The organism is Pedobacter nutrimenti (assembly GCF_032678445.1).
Classification (GTDB): Bacteria; Bacteroidota; Bacteroidia; order Sphingobacteriales; family Sphingobacteriaceae; genus Pedobacter; species Pedobacter nutrimenti_A.
The window spans coordinates 1-15597 of sequence record NZ_JAVTSQ010000026.1 but is presented as its reverse complement, the minus strand read 5'-3'; the positions used below and the strand labels follow the sequence as shown (position 1 = coordinate 15597).

Here is a 15597-nt window from a genome sequence, read left to right as displayed (position 1 = left end):
TTGAAATTGGCACAAAGAAAACTAAGCTAGAGGAACGAGAACACTTTGTGAAAAACCTCATCATTGCTTTTGGATTTTCAGATGAACAAGCATCAAAGGCCGCAGAGGTCTCTCTTTCCTTCGTAAAGAAAATCCGTACCCAATTAGAAAAAAGCAATCGATCAAAAAATTGATTAACAGAATATCAGAAAAATTTTATACGTTTACATCGAGAGCGTTAATTTAATGAAAAGGGGCCAGTCGAAAGATTTGGTCCCTTTTTCTATTTTAATAAATTTACTCAATAGCTATTGCTCAGCAACATCTTAAAATCCGTCAAAAACTGTAGTATACAGGTCTGATCTGTTCTAAATTTGAACCTGACAAAATGATCTTCATAAGAACCCCCTACCTGCCCGCTAACAAATAAACCTCCACTGGACTCCATATCAAACTCAACATAAGCGTCAGAGTCATTATCCTCAAGTCTGGATTTACCTTTTAACATTAAATGCATAGTTGACAATTCGGAACTCAGCCTCTCTATTTGGTCCCTTCTAACACAGAAATGAGACGTCCCACCAAATCCCAGAGACAAGACGGTCAAATCGAATGTGAAGTTAATTCCAACCAGGTAGCGAGTAGCAAATGACAAGAATTCTGTTGAAGAATTTGTTTGAAGCGTTATAACATTATCTAATTCAATCATGATGTAATTGGCACAAGTTACCTGTACCATCAGCGCTAATTTATACAGAAAAACCGAATGATTGCAGTCATTAACCGACAGGTACCATTTCTATATCAGATGTTTTAACTAAAAAAGCTATTTTAGTACATGGTATCAAACGAACTAAAGAACAGGTAACATCATTAATTTTTTTAATGGAAGTACTTCGCTTCAAGGTTCTATAAAAGCCCCTACAATCAAATGAAACTAAGTAAATCCTTCAACTCCGCATTTAGAAAGTTCGCTTATTTTTTGTCTAGCGGCAATCACCATAACCTCGAAGGAATAAACTACCTCGCATTATATGGTGAAGAGCCTAGCGCCATCGAACAAGCCTATGTTATATTTATTAATGTACTGGAAATGGATGACGAAGGCACTGTTCTAAATGCAAGCTTCGCCGAAATAAGAGCAACAGACTATCTTCGAGAATACTGTGACAAGCATTTCGTAGCAGAGCCACCCTACAAAGATTGGGAGCTCGCTTTACACTAAATAAGATTACAGATTTCTTAAACTAATTCGAAAATCCTTTCACCACCCTCCCCGGTCTGCATCCAAGAAAATATGTTTTATGATCTAGCCGCCATTTCAGCGATTAATTTATACGAATTTGATAACAATATTTATATTGCACTATGAAAATAAAACGCCTCATACCGGTACTGCTGGTGTTCCTAATGCTTTCTACAAGTTGTGAGTTTGTTGGAAATACTTTAAAATATAAAGACACCACAAAAGCATTTGTTAATGCTTTGAATAAAGATGATTATAATAAAGCTTTAACTTATATGGCACTTGACCATAAAAGTGCCAAAAACACCAATATAGACACTTTAAAGAAGGGTTTAGGCAACTTTAAGATGATGCTAAGTCAAAAATTTGGTACCGAGTTAGAATATTCATTTGTAAGTGCGACTAAGACCTTTTCAACCGAAGAAACCAATAACACAACAAATGTGCAGATTCAATTAGCCAATAAAGAAGTTTTTGGGATGCTGGATGTAGTATTTGACGATAAGTCAAATAAAATACTGAATATAAATGTATTACAGATAAACCAACCGAAACCATCAATGACGTTTTTTTGGCTTTTTGGCCTTCTGGCCCTCTGTGTACCCGCTTTTAACATATATGTAATTCGACTGATCAAAAAAAGCGACCTCAAAAGGAAGTGGGCCAGATACTTGGCTGTTATCCTCTTAAACGCCCCATCTATCACTTATAACGCTGTGACTGGTCTATCATTTAAACTTATTTCTTTCCAGTTTTTATTTGGAATTGGATTTTCATTCATGGGATATCATAATTCAGGGTGGGTATTTGGAATCCCCCTCGGGGGTTTGTACTGGTTGTGGCGGCTTAAACAAAAGCAAAAGGACGAAGCTCATCTAGGCTCCAATTTGGAAGACGAAGGTATTATTCCAGCACAGGATTTAAATTAATGTGCTAAAACAGGGTTTCCCTATCTGACACATAAAAAGGAAGAAAATAACCTTCAACAATCGAACGAACTCAGCTCCATAATTCACTATCGAAATCATAATAAGAAGGTGGCTATAAAAATACTTGGGAACAAAGATACATAACTTGATATGGGCAGTAAGATAATTTACAAGTACAAAAATATGGTGATAGAACTGCTCGACGAGCCGGCTTTTACGGTTGGAGCAGATAATAAAGATGTTTACGCATTATATTACTATACGAATGGGCCTCAGGACGCAAAAGGATCATTTCACGGTATCAGGCTATTTAAAAGAATCGGTTATCACCAGGCCTTAATGGTTTTCTGATAAATTCATTAATATTACCGCTGCTTATGAGAAATATATTTAAGTTAATTGGTATAGCTCTAATGATTGGAGGTTGGCTTTGTGCAGGAATTGGTTTTACCGCAAAAATACCTCATCCCATAAATACAGTGATGTTTGTTGCGGGACTAGTTATGGTGTTTGTTGGGATTATTGTGTTAGGTTTTATAGTTCTGAAAAACTGAATTGTGATAGGTTGATAAAATCTATGAATGTAATTTGCTCATCGTACTATGATATGCTAGATTTAGCAAATTATTTAAAACAATTGCGCGTTTTAATGCAATTGCGTAATTTAGAGAAAACATCAATTAAAAACATGGCACTAACAGGAAAAATATTTGTAGAAGAAAAGGACATCTTGTACATCAGAGGTGAAATTAATGGAGAGATTAGAGGCGAAATTAAAGGTGAGCACAAAAAAGCCTTAGAAATGGGTCAAGAAATGAAGATTAACGGAGAACCGATCTCCAAAATCGTCCAATACACCAAACTTTCGATTCAGGAAATCGAAGCGCTCTAATACCCTCCCCCCAGTTCTTCCAATTCATGGAAGAACGCGCGCCAAACACTCCAATTTTCTGCGCAAAAACACAAAATACGATATTAAAACCCACATAATAGGATAGCTACATACCGAATAATTATCCCGATGGCCCCGTTCCTGTAAGTACTTAATTTTTTTAAAGATGACATACTAGAGTACTGGTGGTGTGGAATTTGTAATACCAAATGCCCTCCTGTCTTATAAATATACAATCACTAACAGACAAGAAATGTAGATATGAAAAATGTAGAAGACGCAAATAATTCCTATACCACAGTTCTTTTGCCCTTAACGGAAAAAAGCACCAGAAAACTAATCAGTAAGTAATATGATCTATATTTTTCATAATTTAATATCAGTAGATTTAGTTTGCATCTTTGGTATATATATGACCCCTTATCAGAAGCAAAGTGGTAGATTGAAAAGTTTTATAAAAATTGCAGGTAATATGCTAGATTTCTATTTATTGGCCGATGAGAAAAATGCACCGAATTATCCTGAAGAAACAGGAGGTAACCTTATTGGCCAGATAGACCAGCAGAACTTTGCAAGATTAAAACTCAAGAAGATCATTCCAGAAAGATTTGATTACCACACAGACTTTCGGTGGGATAAGGATTTAATCCAGGAAATCCAGAAGAACATTCAAAAACAAGCAATTCCTGATAGTGATGTAAGCCCCCTGCTGCAAATGCTAGATGCAGCCCAAGCCCAGGATAGCGGATTGGTGGCTTATGCCGATTGATGCACAAAAGTTTCCCTTTCACCACCCTCACCCGTCTGCACCCAAGAAAATATGTTTTTATGATCAAGCCTCAGAATCTGTAAGATTCAGCTCGATCAGAAAACATATTTTCACCCACTATGCCAATTCAGGATTAAGAAATAACGATACGAAGCTATATCAGAATGATAAATAAACCCTTTTCTCCGGACAAAACCGCATCAACTCCACACCTTCTGCGCAGAAAGTTCAGAAAAGGTACCCTTTTACCGAACAAGCGCCGCAGCAGATGCCCAGGAGCTGGGTTCCAGCCCAATACCAAACCACTTCCCAAACCTTGCCAATAAAAAAAGGAGACGCCTTTTCAGACGCCTCCTTCAATTAAAATTTCATCCCCTTAAAAAGTATGCGGGATATACTCATTCTCTACCGTTCCATCCGTATACAATTTTAATATCGCATAACCCGGAGGAGTTTCCAGATAATAACCAGGTCCAGCCGATTCATTATCGCCCTTGCCCCACCAAAAACCACTCATGGCCCCATTGCAGCAATACAAAACATCATTATAGCTAGAATGATCAGACAAATGATTATGCCCACTCAGGCAAATCTTAACCTTACTATGGTGCTTATAAAACAAATCCTTTAACTTCTTACAATCAGAGTGACCACCACCCACCAAAACCTGAGTAGTCCCCAAAATTGGATAATGAGACATCACCAACACAGAATCGCCGGCAGGAACTTTATCCATTTCCTTCTCTAACCACTCAAACTGTTCCTTATCTAAAGAAACATTATCGTTGATGCTGTCAAGTATCATAAAATGCCAGTTCTTTTTACTGAAGCTATAATACCTGTTGGGGATTTTCAACCGCTTAACAACGTATTTCTTCCCGTACATTTCATCATCCTTAGAAGGCGCTTTCCACCATGGATCATGATTGCCAATACAACTATGCACCTCATAAGGATCAAGCAAAGAAGTACACTCATCCCAAATACGCCATTGCTGAATAACCTGGTCGTATTTTACGTGATCATAAGAAGCATCACCTATGGAATCTCCACCATTTAAAAAGAAATCTGGCTTGTGTTTAGCTATAATATGCTTTAAGCAGCTTTTAAACCGCTCAGGTGCATTTTCTCCAGCCCCAATGTGCACATCTGTAATATGCGCAACCGTCATGGCCAGTTTTTTACCCTTTTTGCTTTCCCTATCCTCACCGGAAGCCAAAGCAGGAAGCCCTCCGGTTATCACTACACCTGTAGCTAATCCTGCCGCTTTTAATAAAGATCTTCTGTTCAGTTTCATCTTTTCAATTACATATTCAAATTAAAAACTATTTACCAACGGTTTACCAACCGAATATTTGTTTCAGATTAGGGTTCAATAATACTTGCTGTTGTGGTATCGGACGATAATAGTATTTCGGCTCCTGAAAATCACGTACCGCCGATTCAGTTACAATAGCACTACCTGTATTTACGTTTTTCAGATATACTGTTGCATCAGAACCAAATGTACCCGTACGGTAGTACGCCAACTTCACTCCTAATGAATTTTTTTCCTTCTTATCTTCATCTGGAATGGGCAAGGATTGGTCTATCAAAATAATATCTGGTATACCGTCACCTGTTAAATCATATTTTCCAAGGCCTGCGAAATAAATCCCTTCCGGGCTGTTGGTCAACAACTTACCGGCTTTCCACCTCATCAAATCGTCAAATCTCGTACTTTCAAATGCAAATTCTATTCTGCGTTCTCTTCTGATCTCCAATATTACTCCGACGTTAGCTGTAATATTACCATATTGCTGTTGTAACAGCGCATCTGGTGATGCATTTGCCTGTATCAGATTAAGATTGGGCATACCAGCTCTTTTTCTGATCAGGTTTACCGACATATCAAGCTGCTGTTGCGTTAAGGTACCAAGTTCTGCCAGTGCTTCAGCATAATTCAGGAGTACCTCTGCATAACGATATACTGGAAAATCTACGCCATTTTTAATACTCGCATCCGTACTGTTTACATATCCCTTTAATTGGTGATAACCACTAAAACTTTTATTTAAACGCTGAACATATGGCGTTGTATTAGGAACCTGAATCCAACCCGGATACACCACAGTTTGAGTAAGCCTTGGGTCGCGGTTCTGAAATTCCTGTACAAAACCCATTTTATCATAATTTGGCTGATCAGTAAAACGGCTGCCGTCTTTCATCAGATAGGTTTTGATCAGATCTTTGGCGGGAGATTGTTCATAATCACCAAAAACGATATTGACGTCCTGCCCCCTGTTCTTGCTATAGTCAAAAATATTGGCCAAAATTACCTCGGGATTTGCCGTCAAGTCCTGGCTGTTAAATAAAGTAGCATAATCCTGATCCGAATGTCCAGTATTGTAAATACTAAATTTTCCAGAAGTCATAATCTCATTGGAAATTTTAACTGCAGTTTCAAGAAATGCATTTGCAGTTCCTGTCAAATTCAGTTCCGAATGATATTTACGGTAAGTACCTTCATAAAGTGCCGCACGAGAATAAAATGTAGCAATTGCCCATTTTCCAGGTGTTCCGGAAGGAACAGATTCCCTTACATGCTGATAAGCAAAAGCCAAATCGGCCATTACACTATCCATAACCAGAGCTCTTGGATCACGTCCCTTATATAAAGCCTGATCACCCGGATTCATCGTACCCGAATACCATGGCACATCAGAAAAACGCTTAACTTTATCTATATAAAACATCGCCCGGTAATATCTGGCCAATCCTGCATAATGATTTTTTATATCTGCAGTAACCTTTGCCTTGCTATAATTTTCTAAAAAATAGTTGATGTCGCGTAATCTATCCCACTCCCATCCAGAAGTCATATTTTGCGGACTGACATTACCCGCCATCACATTTTTCACTTCTACATTCGCTGTAGTTACAAGATTATCACTGTTTTGATCACTCAGGTAGCTACCTCTGTCTGACATCGAAAGCAGCCCAGTAGTATATAATACGAGGTCACTTTCCGTATTGAAGAAAAGAGCCGGTGAGATTTCCGTTTGTGGGAAACGATCGAGTTCACTTTTTTTGCAAGCAGCAAATGCAATTGCAATAAACAGAATATATATGATATATTTTTTCATGAAAAAAAATTTAAATATTAAAGATCTAAGTTTAGCCCGATTGCATATTTCCTCTGGAAGGGATATGCCCAAGCACTTGGGCCTTGATTTACAGCCTCAGGATCTATATATTTCTTTATAGAAGAAAATTCATAGAGGTTATCACCAGTTACAAATACACGAAGACGACCAATACCAGCACGTTTTGTTAAACTGGCAGGAAAAGTATAGCCCAATGAAATATTTTTAATCCTCAAATAAGCTCCGTTTAAAAGGTATTTTGTTTGAGGAATATCTAATCCTGCTCCGTAGTTATTATCCGCTAACCAGGATTGCAAAACAGGATAGTAAGAGTTCGTATTCGCATCGGCCAAACCTGCTGCAATATAAGATTTTGAATCCTGGGCTCTTTGTGAAGCTGTCTCACCTGTAGCGCGGTAGAAATCAAGGTTCCAAGGATATACGTTAGCATAAGGCTGCTGATAAGGACCCCAAAACAAATAATGGTGCGGATAGAAATCCCTTTTTAATACCCCTTGTAAGAAGATCGAAAAGTCAAATCCGTTCCAATCCATATTAAAATTGGCACCAATAGTATAATGATCAGCGCTGTTTCCAATAATCTTAAGATCTTTAGGATCATTAGTACTAAACCCCTTTTCAATTTTACCATTCCCGTCCAGGTCCTTGTATTTTGGCCAACCCGGAACAATTGACAAGGCGCCCCAAGGGATAATAGCGGACTCATCAAGTGCAGCTATTTGATCTTTGTTTTGAAATACACCATCATTTTGTAGTCCCCAAATGTCTCCTAGTTTTTTTCCTACCCAATAGGTTTCTTTATTATCTTTCCCAACAAAAAGGTTCTGGTCATTTTGGAATTTCGTAATTACAGCATCAGAATTGGCCAGAATTACTTTGGTTGAAAAATTAAAAGGTTTTTCGGCCACTGTAAACCTATCTTGGTAAGTTACAGATAACTCCCAGCCTTTAGTTCTTAAATCCGCTGCATTTTGTCTTGGGGAGATTGTACCAAGCGTACCAGGAAGGTCTTGCCCTGGTACAAGCATTCCTTTTGTATTACGGATATAATAGTCAAATCCAACCAGGAATTTATCTTTAAAAAGACCAACATCGGTCCCTACGTTAAATGTAGAGACTCTTTCCCAGGTATAAGTATTTGGATCAACCACTAATCCTGGCGCACCTTTAATAGTCGGGTTATGATAATTACCACCTATCAGATAACCAGAAACATCTGTTTTTAAAGTTTGCAAATAACCGAAATTATCCACATTTTGATTACCAAGATCACCATATGACGTACGCAATTTAAATGTAGATACCACAGAAGACAAAGGTTTAAAGAACTCTTCATTACTTGCTATCCACGCTGCCGCTGCCGAAGGAAAAAAGCCCCAGCGCCTTTCTGTAGGGAAACGTGAAGACCCATCATACCGGCCTGTGCCTTCTAAAATATAACGTCCTTTATAGGTATAGTTGATCCGGCTAAATAAGCTGCTGGTTGCATAAGCTCCATATTTTGCAACTACCGATGCCGCTCCATTAGTAAGATTGAGATAAGGCAACGAGGGAGATATCAACCCATCTTTTGAAGTATTTACTTCAGAAGAACTGTAATCCTCGGAGTTATATCCGCCCATAACGCTAAAAAAGTGGTTTCCTATCGTTTTTTTATACGTGGTGTATAAATTGAATGCATTATTGAATAAATAACTGTTATTCTCTTTTACTCCACCAGTACCACCTTCCTGCCGTACATCATTTGGCCCGTATCCAATATTATACGCATTTGTACTAGCGTGATACTTACTCAATTCCCGTTTAAATGAAGCATCCCCATTTACAGTTAAATCACCATTCAGGAAGGTAGCTGTCGCACTGGCAATATTTTGAAAACCAAACATCGTTTGCAGGTTACTTCCGCCGTCAACCAGTCCGGCTGCAAGCCTACCTGCACCGGTATTCGCCCAGGTACCGTCTGGGTTTTTGGCAACATCAGTTGGGTTCAGGTAATAAATATCAGTAATGCTGGCACTAGGCTGGGCACGTTTAGTTTCATAGATATTGAGATTGTTATCTATTTTAAGCCACTTTAAGGGGGAAAAGCTTATTCTTGGTCTTAACCCATAACGATTCCAGTAGTCTGGCGCGAGCTTATTTAAACCATTTTCTTTGGTATAATCGGCCGATAAATAATAAGTCAGCGGCCGCTCATTAACCAGTGCCCCACCAGAAAATGTTAAAGTGTGACTTTGTGACAAACTCGCATTATTAAAGAAATATTTATTCCAGTCGTTACTTCCCATATAATCCCACTTTGTTGGATCAGAAGGGTTTAACCTGGTGTCTGGAAGAGAGGGATCATCAGATCTCTCTTTGGCCCATTTATAATATTCGTCACTAAAATTGATGTAATCCCAGGGTGTATTATTGGTAGATATTTCTTTCACTTTCGAGAAGATAAAAGGATCAGTTACTGGCTGTGGTAATATAGTAGGTTTGGACCATGACGACAGTACATTATAGCTAAGTTGTTGACGACCCACAGTACCTTGTTTGGTGGTGATCAGAATAACCCCGAAAGAAGCTCTTGCACCGTAAATAGCGGCTGATGCAGCATCCCTTAATACCGAAATGGAGGAAATATCAGAAGGAGTCAATCTTAGCATATCATCATTATTTACTGCCGGAATGCCATCTATCACGATTAATGGAGAGCCGCCATTTATAGAAGTATACCCCCTGATATTAATTGTTGGGACAGTACCCGGAGCTCCACCGCCATAGGTGATATTTAAGCCCGGGCTAACGCCCTGCAAGCCCTGCATTACATTTGAAATTGGACGAGACTCGAATGCTTTACCTGATATCTGGTCGATTGCACCCGCAATGTCTATTTTTTTCTTAGTACCAAAACCAACCACAACAACCTCTTCAAGCCCTCCCTCCTGTGGTTTCATTAATACATTTAAGTAGGTTTGCCCATTTAGAGCAATTTCCTGTGAGTTATAACCTACGTAGGCAAAAACAAGTACTGCATTCGGGCTTACATTTATGGTAAATGAACCGTTGACATCCGTAGAAACACCTTGTTTGGTACCCTTAACCTTGATACTTACAGCAGGTAATGTCTCCTTTGTTTCACCATCAGATACCTTACCCTTCAGGGTAATATTTTGTGCAAAAGCAGAAGTGGTCATTAGAAAAAAGCAAATTATCCAAAATAAAGAGTGCCTTTTTTTCATAATCCTCCCATACAACGAGAACGAAGTGTAGTTTTTTTCCATACAATTTATAGTTTTTGAGTTTATTGGTTTAAGATTGATCACTTCCTAAATCGAGGGCAAATGTATACACATGCCAACAAGTAAAAGTTAAGACTGTATTAATTAATAAATTAATTGAACAGTCAATCAATCTATTGCCAATATAGACTAATTCATTAGCTGAAAACCAATGCAATATTGACTATTATCGATTGTTTTTTGATTCACAACAAGATTATCTGAAGTCAGTATGTTAATCTATTATTAATTCATTTCCGAATACAGATTAATTATTAGATTTGTTAGTACAGAAAATCAATATGGGAAGAAAAAGCCTCAAAGAAATCAGGCAACAGGAAATTATTACCGTATTTTATGATACCGCCCGAAAAGACGGTTATGAAAACGCCTCAATTGCTAAAGTTGCTAAGGTTATGGATATTAATCCAAGCCTTATTATACATTATTTTAAAACCAAAGACGACTTAACCCACGCGCTTATAGATTACATACTTGAAAAGTATCTCCTTATTTATAAAACAAAAAACAAAGAAAACATTACACTTGCCGACCTGCAAAAAACGATCGAAATGCTTTTCTCTAAAAAGTGGAATCTCCTGTTTGACGATGGTTTGTTCTACACGTTTTACGCTTTGTCCTTCCGCGAAGAAAAAATTAAAGCTAAATATAAAACCATATTGGACTCCCTCCATTTTGAGCTTGCATTCATGATAGAACAATGCAATAAAAAACAGCTGTTAAACGTCAGTTCACCCAGAGCTGCTGCCGATTTAATATTTGTACTCGTAGATGGCGCATATTTCTACCTATCGCTGGAAAATGATAAAAAAGCTTACAAAGAAAGGCTTGACGATTACAAAAACAAAGCCTATGAAATTTTAGGTTTTCCACTTCAATCCACTTCAGAAACACCTTTGGTTCTCCGCCGCCTTGTTAAGGCATAAAAACCAATAGAAGCCCATAATAAATTGGCTACAGCATTTGGTAGGTCATTACTCATAATAGCTGTAGCCAATAAACATCAGTGAGATAAACACGCAGAACTCCCGCAAATGATAGTTTATGTAGATTGACTTATATATTAAGGTAGCCGGTTAATCAAAGTTCTGCCTTTCAAATACCTGATCCTACCAGATTTGGTAAACTCATCGCCCGGGCTATCCGGGTCATATTTTATTTTTATTTTGAGGAATTTTCCTCGAATTTTTCCAGTCTAAACTGCGCTATTTCTTGCTCCCTTATCTTTATTTTTTCCTCTAATTCTGTAATGCGTTTTTCTTGCTGCAGGATTAAATTATTCATTAAATTCAACTCTCTAACAGAAATAACAACTTTTTCATCTGTTATTACCTGTTCAGTTTTTGAATTTCTCAATTCCTCCACATTATTGGTAAATGCACCGATAGGTTTATCCAAAATGTCAGCTATTTGCATTAATCGTTCCAGAGAGATTTTAACTTCGCCTGATTCGATTTTTTGGTAAGCACTTTGCCCAATCCCTAATTTACTTGCTACGTAGGTTTGCGTATAACACTTTTCATTTCTGTATTTACGTATATCTTCACTGAAAGCAGATCTTAGTTCATTTTTACTCAGAGGTTTCTCATCTTTAAAACCAACCATTTTTTTAACCTTAGAATACATTTTGGTAAAATAATCTGTTTTTTTTATTTATTTAGGAATATAATTATTCCAACCGCAATTAAATTCATTCTTCATCTGGATAAGTCTATTCCGATAATATTAAACATACTCTTTACTTCTAATTACATTTATCATAATAAATTAAACAATGAAACCATCATGTGTTGCACTACACAAACCGAACCATGCTTGCGAATTCTTGAACACAAAAGTAAAAATAGGTATTTGTTATAAAATGAATAATTTTTGGTAGCGCTTGGTAGCTTCATAACCTTTAAAAAACAAATAATATACTAATGAAAAAATTAAAACTGAACAAAGCAGCCTTTGCAGGTGCAGAAGTACTTAGCAGAGCACAGCTAAAAAAAGTAATTGGAGGAACCGGTGGAACATGTACAATGACATACACAACACCTAATAATTCGTCTTCACAAACCGTTAGTTACTCTGTGGGAGGCACTTGCGCTGAACAATCTTCAAGCATGAAAAAAATGTGTGTAGACAATATCACAGTAGGTCTGTTTGCTAGCTGTAAATATGACTGTGGGTGTGACGGATGGGGTTCTTAAATCAAGAATACACTCAAAAGGAGGATAGCCTTCTTTTGAGTGTATTTTAATATATTTGGATATGTTAACGCGTTTTATTTCTATCTCAATAGTACTATTCTTTTCCCTTCTATGCTACAATTTTACCGACGGAAATGGAAAGCCAGATCCTAAAATCAAACAGATTACTCCTCATACTACAATTTCTGTTAGATTAAGTGAGAAAGAGCAACTTATTTTAAATTATAAACAGAATTACGGCACATATGTTAGCTTTAAAAACTTAAGCTCAAGTGATACAACTGTAAAGAGATCTTTTTTGCTGACAGCGCCTACTTTGTTTCATTATATAATAGATCCTATTACAAATAATTTCAGGACTCTTCTTATTTTACCTGGCGATAGTATATTGCTTTCGGACAATGGAAAAAAAGTCCTCTTTTCAACATCCTATCCAGATTATATCGAAGATATTCTTGATGTACCACCGCTCTTCTATCAGTTTAACCCAAAATTAATACAAGAATTAAATGTAAAAGGCGCTATTTCCGCATCGATATCTATTGAAAAAAGATTCGAAGAAAACAATCAAAAAATTAATGACGCTAAACTAAGTGATGGTTTAAAGACCATTCTGAACGACCTAAATAATACCATTAAGTACCAGTTATGCAGCTATATCGATCAAAGAAATTTAACTTTAAACGAAACGACATTATTAGATAGCTTAGATAATGAAATGGCCAAAAATGCGCAAAAAATTGGATCCATAAACACGACTTTAACAGAGACAATTTACAAACATCTTATTGAATGGAGTTATAATAAAAAGAACAAAAGACCAATAAGTGATTTCTGGTCGGAGGTGAACAATATTGATACTAGTGTGGCTAACGCTCCCTATTATTACGATTATCTTATTACTTGGGCTCAATCCTATTTTCTTTATGATTATAAAGAATTGGGAATTATTGATGCAAAGCTAAAGAGAATACCCAATCCCAATCCTGCGATAAAAAGAGTCATATCCCTTTCGGATATTTTGTTGCAAACAACAGTCAATTTTAGGCAGGCAAAACAAGATTTAACAAATTTTGAAGGCGGAAAATACCTATATCTATTTGAAAATGAAAATGTAGCAAATCATGAAACAAGGAATATTAAGCAAATTGAAACTGTCACATTATTTGATATTGAGCAGAGAAAAACAGTATTCCAAAAAGTATTTAATGATCGTGCCTTACTATATTTTGTTGATTTTTGGGCCAGTTGGTGTAAACCTTGTATTGAGGATTACCCTTATTTAAAAAAGGCTCAGGACCAGTTAAAAAAAGAATCTATTAAATTTATAAGCATTAGCATAGATGACAAAGGATCAAGGAAAACCTGGTTAAAGACTTTAGAAAAATTGGGGGCGCATAAACACGCTAATCAATTTATGTTAGAAAATGCAAAAGAATCGCCTTTAACACATTTTTTCAGGATAAACAGAATACCGAGATACATCGTAATCGATCACACAGGAAATATATTAAATGAAGATTTTTTTGGACCTTCCGATCCTAGATTTAGGATGGAATTAATGAAATTATTAAATATTCCTTAAACAAACTTATTATCGGGGAGGATATAAAGTCTCCCCGATAATAAAAAAGATCAGTTATCTGCGATGTCCATATATCTTCAAATAAAAATATATCATTGGCCACAGAAAAGGAAAAAAAGCCATGGCAACAAGATTTAACCAATGTATCTTTTCTCTACTTTTAACTATATTAATAGTCATAAAAATATAGCCTAAAATAACCAAGCCAAAAAATAAAAAAACCAGTACTTTCATATATTTTCCATTTAACTTTTTATCTTAATGCGCATGCCGCTGCCGCTGCTGCGACCATAGTTGGAACACAGGTTGGTAGTATATCACAGGCCGTTTTACAAATACTATCAGCATCACAAGCATCTTTTGCAGTTTTATAAACCCTTGCAGTACAAGCCACAAGACTCTCATCAGCTCCACCAGTCCCACTTCCACTCCCTCCCATTACTTTTTTCATTTGTGCCCTTGATAGTACTTCACCATTACTATAGGCATTTACACTTAATTTTAGTTTTTTCATTGTTTTAAAGATTTAAATTGTTTAAGGTTTTTTAACTGGAATTGCGGTAAATGAACAACCAGTTAGCCGGAATATTTTCTTTATTTAAGTTTTGTCCAAATTCTATTGGCGATAAGTACTCCTGGTACAGAATGTAGTCTTTTTACAGTTATACATATTTCCAGATATTCAAATACGATGAGTAATGCCTGCTCTTTATTGTTAAATCCATTTGATATTTGCATTCAGCTTTTAGCATCTTGAAAAAGCGCTCAGCGAATGCATTGTCGAATCCTATTTTCCTTTCGACTTATACCCCTGGGATTACTCGAATAATATTTCATCGTGAATCTGGAAGCAGAGTTCTTAATTAGGCATATAAATACTACAACAGAATTGGTAGCAGAAGGTTCGAGCGTTAAAATCATATATACTGAGTTTTAAAGGATATTAAATCCGTTTAAATAAAAATAAGAGTTTTGTGTTAAGAACATATGTCGAGGATATTAATTATAAAAATATCGACAGGAACATCTCGACTTATATTCACCTAGTTACTATTCAACATCTTAGTGATATTCCTCAAAAACCGCTGCAGTAATGAACTCTCTTCGGTAACAATTTCAGCATCAGCCTGCATTCCGTTCTTCAGCACAATTTTATGCTCCGGATCTTTATTTTCAAATCTTTCGAACCCAATTTTCGCAATAAAAACACTGTCTTTAAAGGCAACTTCTGAGATATAATTCACCTTGCCCCTGATTACCCCGTACTGCTCGAACGGATAACTCTTCATCTTTACCAGGGTACGCTGTCCAAGCCTCACCTTCCCCATATTATACTGCGGTATATAAACCTCTCCAAAGAAATCTGTATTCGCAGGATTGATTATGAACAACTCCTGGCCAGCACTAACCGTCTGATTTTCCTGAACAATACCCGCATAACCAACCTTTCCTCCAATCGGTGCTGTCAAAACATATTTACTGATCCATCCATCGGTTTCAGTTAGCATATTACTCAGCGACTGTACAAATTTTGCCCGTTCCTCTTGTATGGTATGGTCCAGGTCCAAA

16 protein-coding genes are annotated in these 15597 nt (G+C 36.8%); 9 read left to right on the top strand and 7 right to left on the bottom strand.

The annotated features are described in order from the left end of the window. Window positions 1-280: 280 nt before the first annotated feature. Window positions 281-718 carry a hypothetical protein gene (locus R2S08_RS28525; RefSeq protein WP_316838306.1) on the bottom strand — a complete coding sequence of 146 codons (438 nt, stop codon included), beginning with the start codon at window positions 716-718 and terminating at the stop codon, window positions 281-283. A 192-nt stretch (window positions 719-910) separates the two neighbouring features. Here R2S08_RS28525 and R2S08_RS28520 point away from each other — a divergent pair, with 192 nt between their 5' ends. The 6 genes from R2S08_RS28520 (at window position 911) to R2S08_RS28495 (ending at window position 3815) form a co-directional block, all read left to right on the top strand. Next, entirely contained in the window at window positions 911-1204 is a 294-nt protein-coding gene (locus R2S08_RS28520) for a hypothetical protein (RefSeq protein ID WP_316838305.1), read from the top strand. 143 nt (window positions 1205-1347) lie between these two features. Beyond that, complete coding sequence (locus R2S08_RS28515) at window positions 1348-2154, top strand: hypothetical protein (RefSeq protein ID WP_316838304.1); 807 nt, start codon at window positions 1348-1350, stop codon at window positions 2152-2154. A 150-nt stretch (window positions 2155-2304) separates the two neighbouring features. After that, complete coding sequence (locus R2S08_RS28510; protein ID WP_316838303.1) at window positions 2305-2505, top strand: hypothetical protein; 201 nt, start codon at window positions 2305-2307, stop codon at window positions 2503-2505. A 26-nt stretch (window positions 2506-2531) separates the two neighbouring features. Next, window positions 2532-2708 (top strand): hypothetical protein, encoded by a 177-nt coding sequence (locus R2S08_RS28505; RefSeq protein ID WP_316838302.1) that lies wholly within the window; start codon window positions 2532-2534, stop codon window positions 2706-2708. A 53-nt stretch (window positions 2709-2761) separates the two neighbouring features. Continuing rightward, window positions 2762-3046: a hypothetical protein gene (locus R2S08_RS28500; RefSeq protein ID WP_316838301.1), complete on the top strand. Its 285-nt coding sequence runs from the start codon at window positions 2762-2764 to the stop codon at window positions 3044-3046. A gap of 472 nt (window positions 3047-3518) precedes the next feature. Then, a complete protein-coding gene (locus R2S08_RS28495) occupies window positions 3519-3815 on the top strand; it encodes a hypothetical protein (protein WP_316838300.1) in 297 nt (98 codons plus the stop codon). A 376-nt stretch (window positions 3816-4191) separates the two neighbouring features. Here R2S08_RS28495 and R2S08_RS28490 read toward each other — a convergent pair whose 3' ends face one another. From R2S08_RS28490 to R2S08_RS28480, 3 genes are read right to left on the bottom strand one after another with little or no spacing between them, the layout of a single operon-like run. Continuing rightward, window positions 4192-5112, bottom strand: coding sequence for a metallophosphoesterase family protein (locus R2S08_RS28490; RefSeq protein WP_316838299.1), 921 nt, complete (start codon window positions 5110-5112; stop codon window positions 4192-4194). A 43-nt stretch (window positions 5113-5155) separates the two neighbouring features. After that, window positions 5156-6940, bottom strand: a complete 1785-nt coding sequence (locus R2S08_RS28485; RefSeq protein ID WP_316838298.1) for a RagB/SusD family nutrient uptake outer membrane protein — start codon at window positions 6938-6940, stop codon at window positions 5156-5158. 17 nt (window positions 6941-6957) lie between these two features. Next, complete coding sequence (locus R2S08_RS28480) at window positions 6958-10230, bottom strand: TonB-dependent receptor (RefSeq protein ID WP_316838297.1); 3273 nt, start codon at window positions 10228-10230, stop codon at window positions 6958-6960. 299 nt (window positions 10231-10529) lie between these two features. Between R2S08_RS28480 and R2S08_RS28475 the strand changes: the two genes are divergently transcribed. Next, window positions 10530-11174, top strand: coding sequence for a TetR family transcriptional regulator (locus R2S08_RS28475; RefSeq protein WP_133783157.1), 645 nt, complete (start codon window positions 10530-10532; stop codon window positions 11172-11174). A 235-nt stretch (window positions 11175-11409) separates the two neighbouring features. Here R2S08_RS28475 and R2S08_RS28470 read toward each other — a convergent pair whose 3' ends face one another. Beyond that, the gene (locus R2S08_RS28470) at window positions 11410-11874 is read right to left on the bottom strand and encodes a helix-turn-helix transcriptional regulator (RefSeq protein WP_316838295.1); all 465 of its coding nucleotides are present in this window, start codon (window positions 11872-11874) and stop codon (window positions 11410-11412) included. 296 nt (window positions 11875-12170) lie between these two features. Here R2S08_RS28470 and R2S08_RS28465 point away from each other — a divergent pair, with 296 nt between their 5' ends. Together R2S08_RS28465 and R2S08_RS28460 are read left to right on the top strand one after the other, a co-directional pair. Beyond that, window positions 12171-12443: a hypothetical protein gene (locus R2S08_RS28465; RefSeq protein WP_316838294.1), complete on the top strand. Its 273-nt coding sequence runs from the start codon at window positions 12171-12173 to the stop codon at window positions 12441-12443. Between the two features lie 61 nt (window positions 12444-12504). Beyond that, a complete protein-coding gene (locus R2S08_RS28460) occupies window positions 12505-14028 on the top strand; it encodes a TlpA disulfide reductase family protein (RefSeq protein ID WP_316838293.1) in 1524 nt (507 codons plus the stop codon). A 253-nt stretch (window positions 14029-14281) separates the two neighbouring features. Here the strand turns inward: R2S08_RS28460 and R2S08_RS28455 are convergent, their stop codons facing one another. Together R2S08_RS28455 and R2S08_RS28450 are read right to left on the bottom strand one after the other, a co-directional pair. Then, window positions 14282-14542, bottom strand: coding sequence for a hypothetical protein (locus tag R2S08_RS28455; RefSeq protein ID WP_316838292.1), 261 nt, complete (start codon window positions 14540-14542; stop codon window positions 14282-14284). Window positions 14543-15071: 529 nt separating this feature from the next. Next, on the bottom strand, window positions 15072-15597 hold a 526-nt coding region (locus R2S08_RS28450; protein ID WP_316838291.1), incomplete at its 5' end, for an HlyD family secretion protein.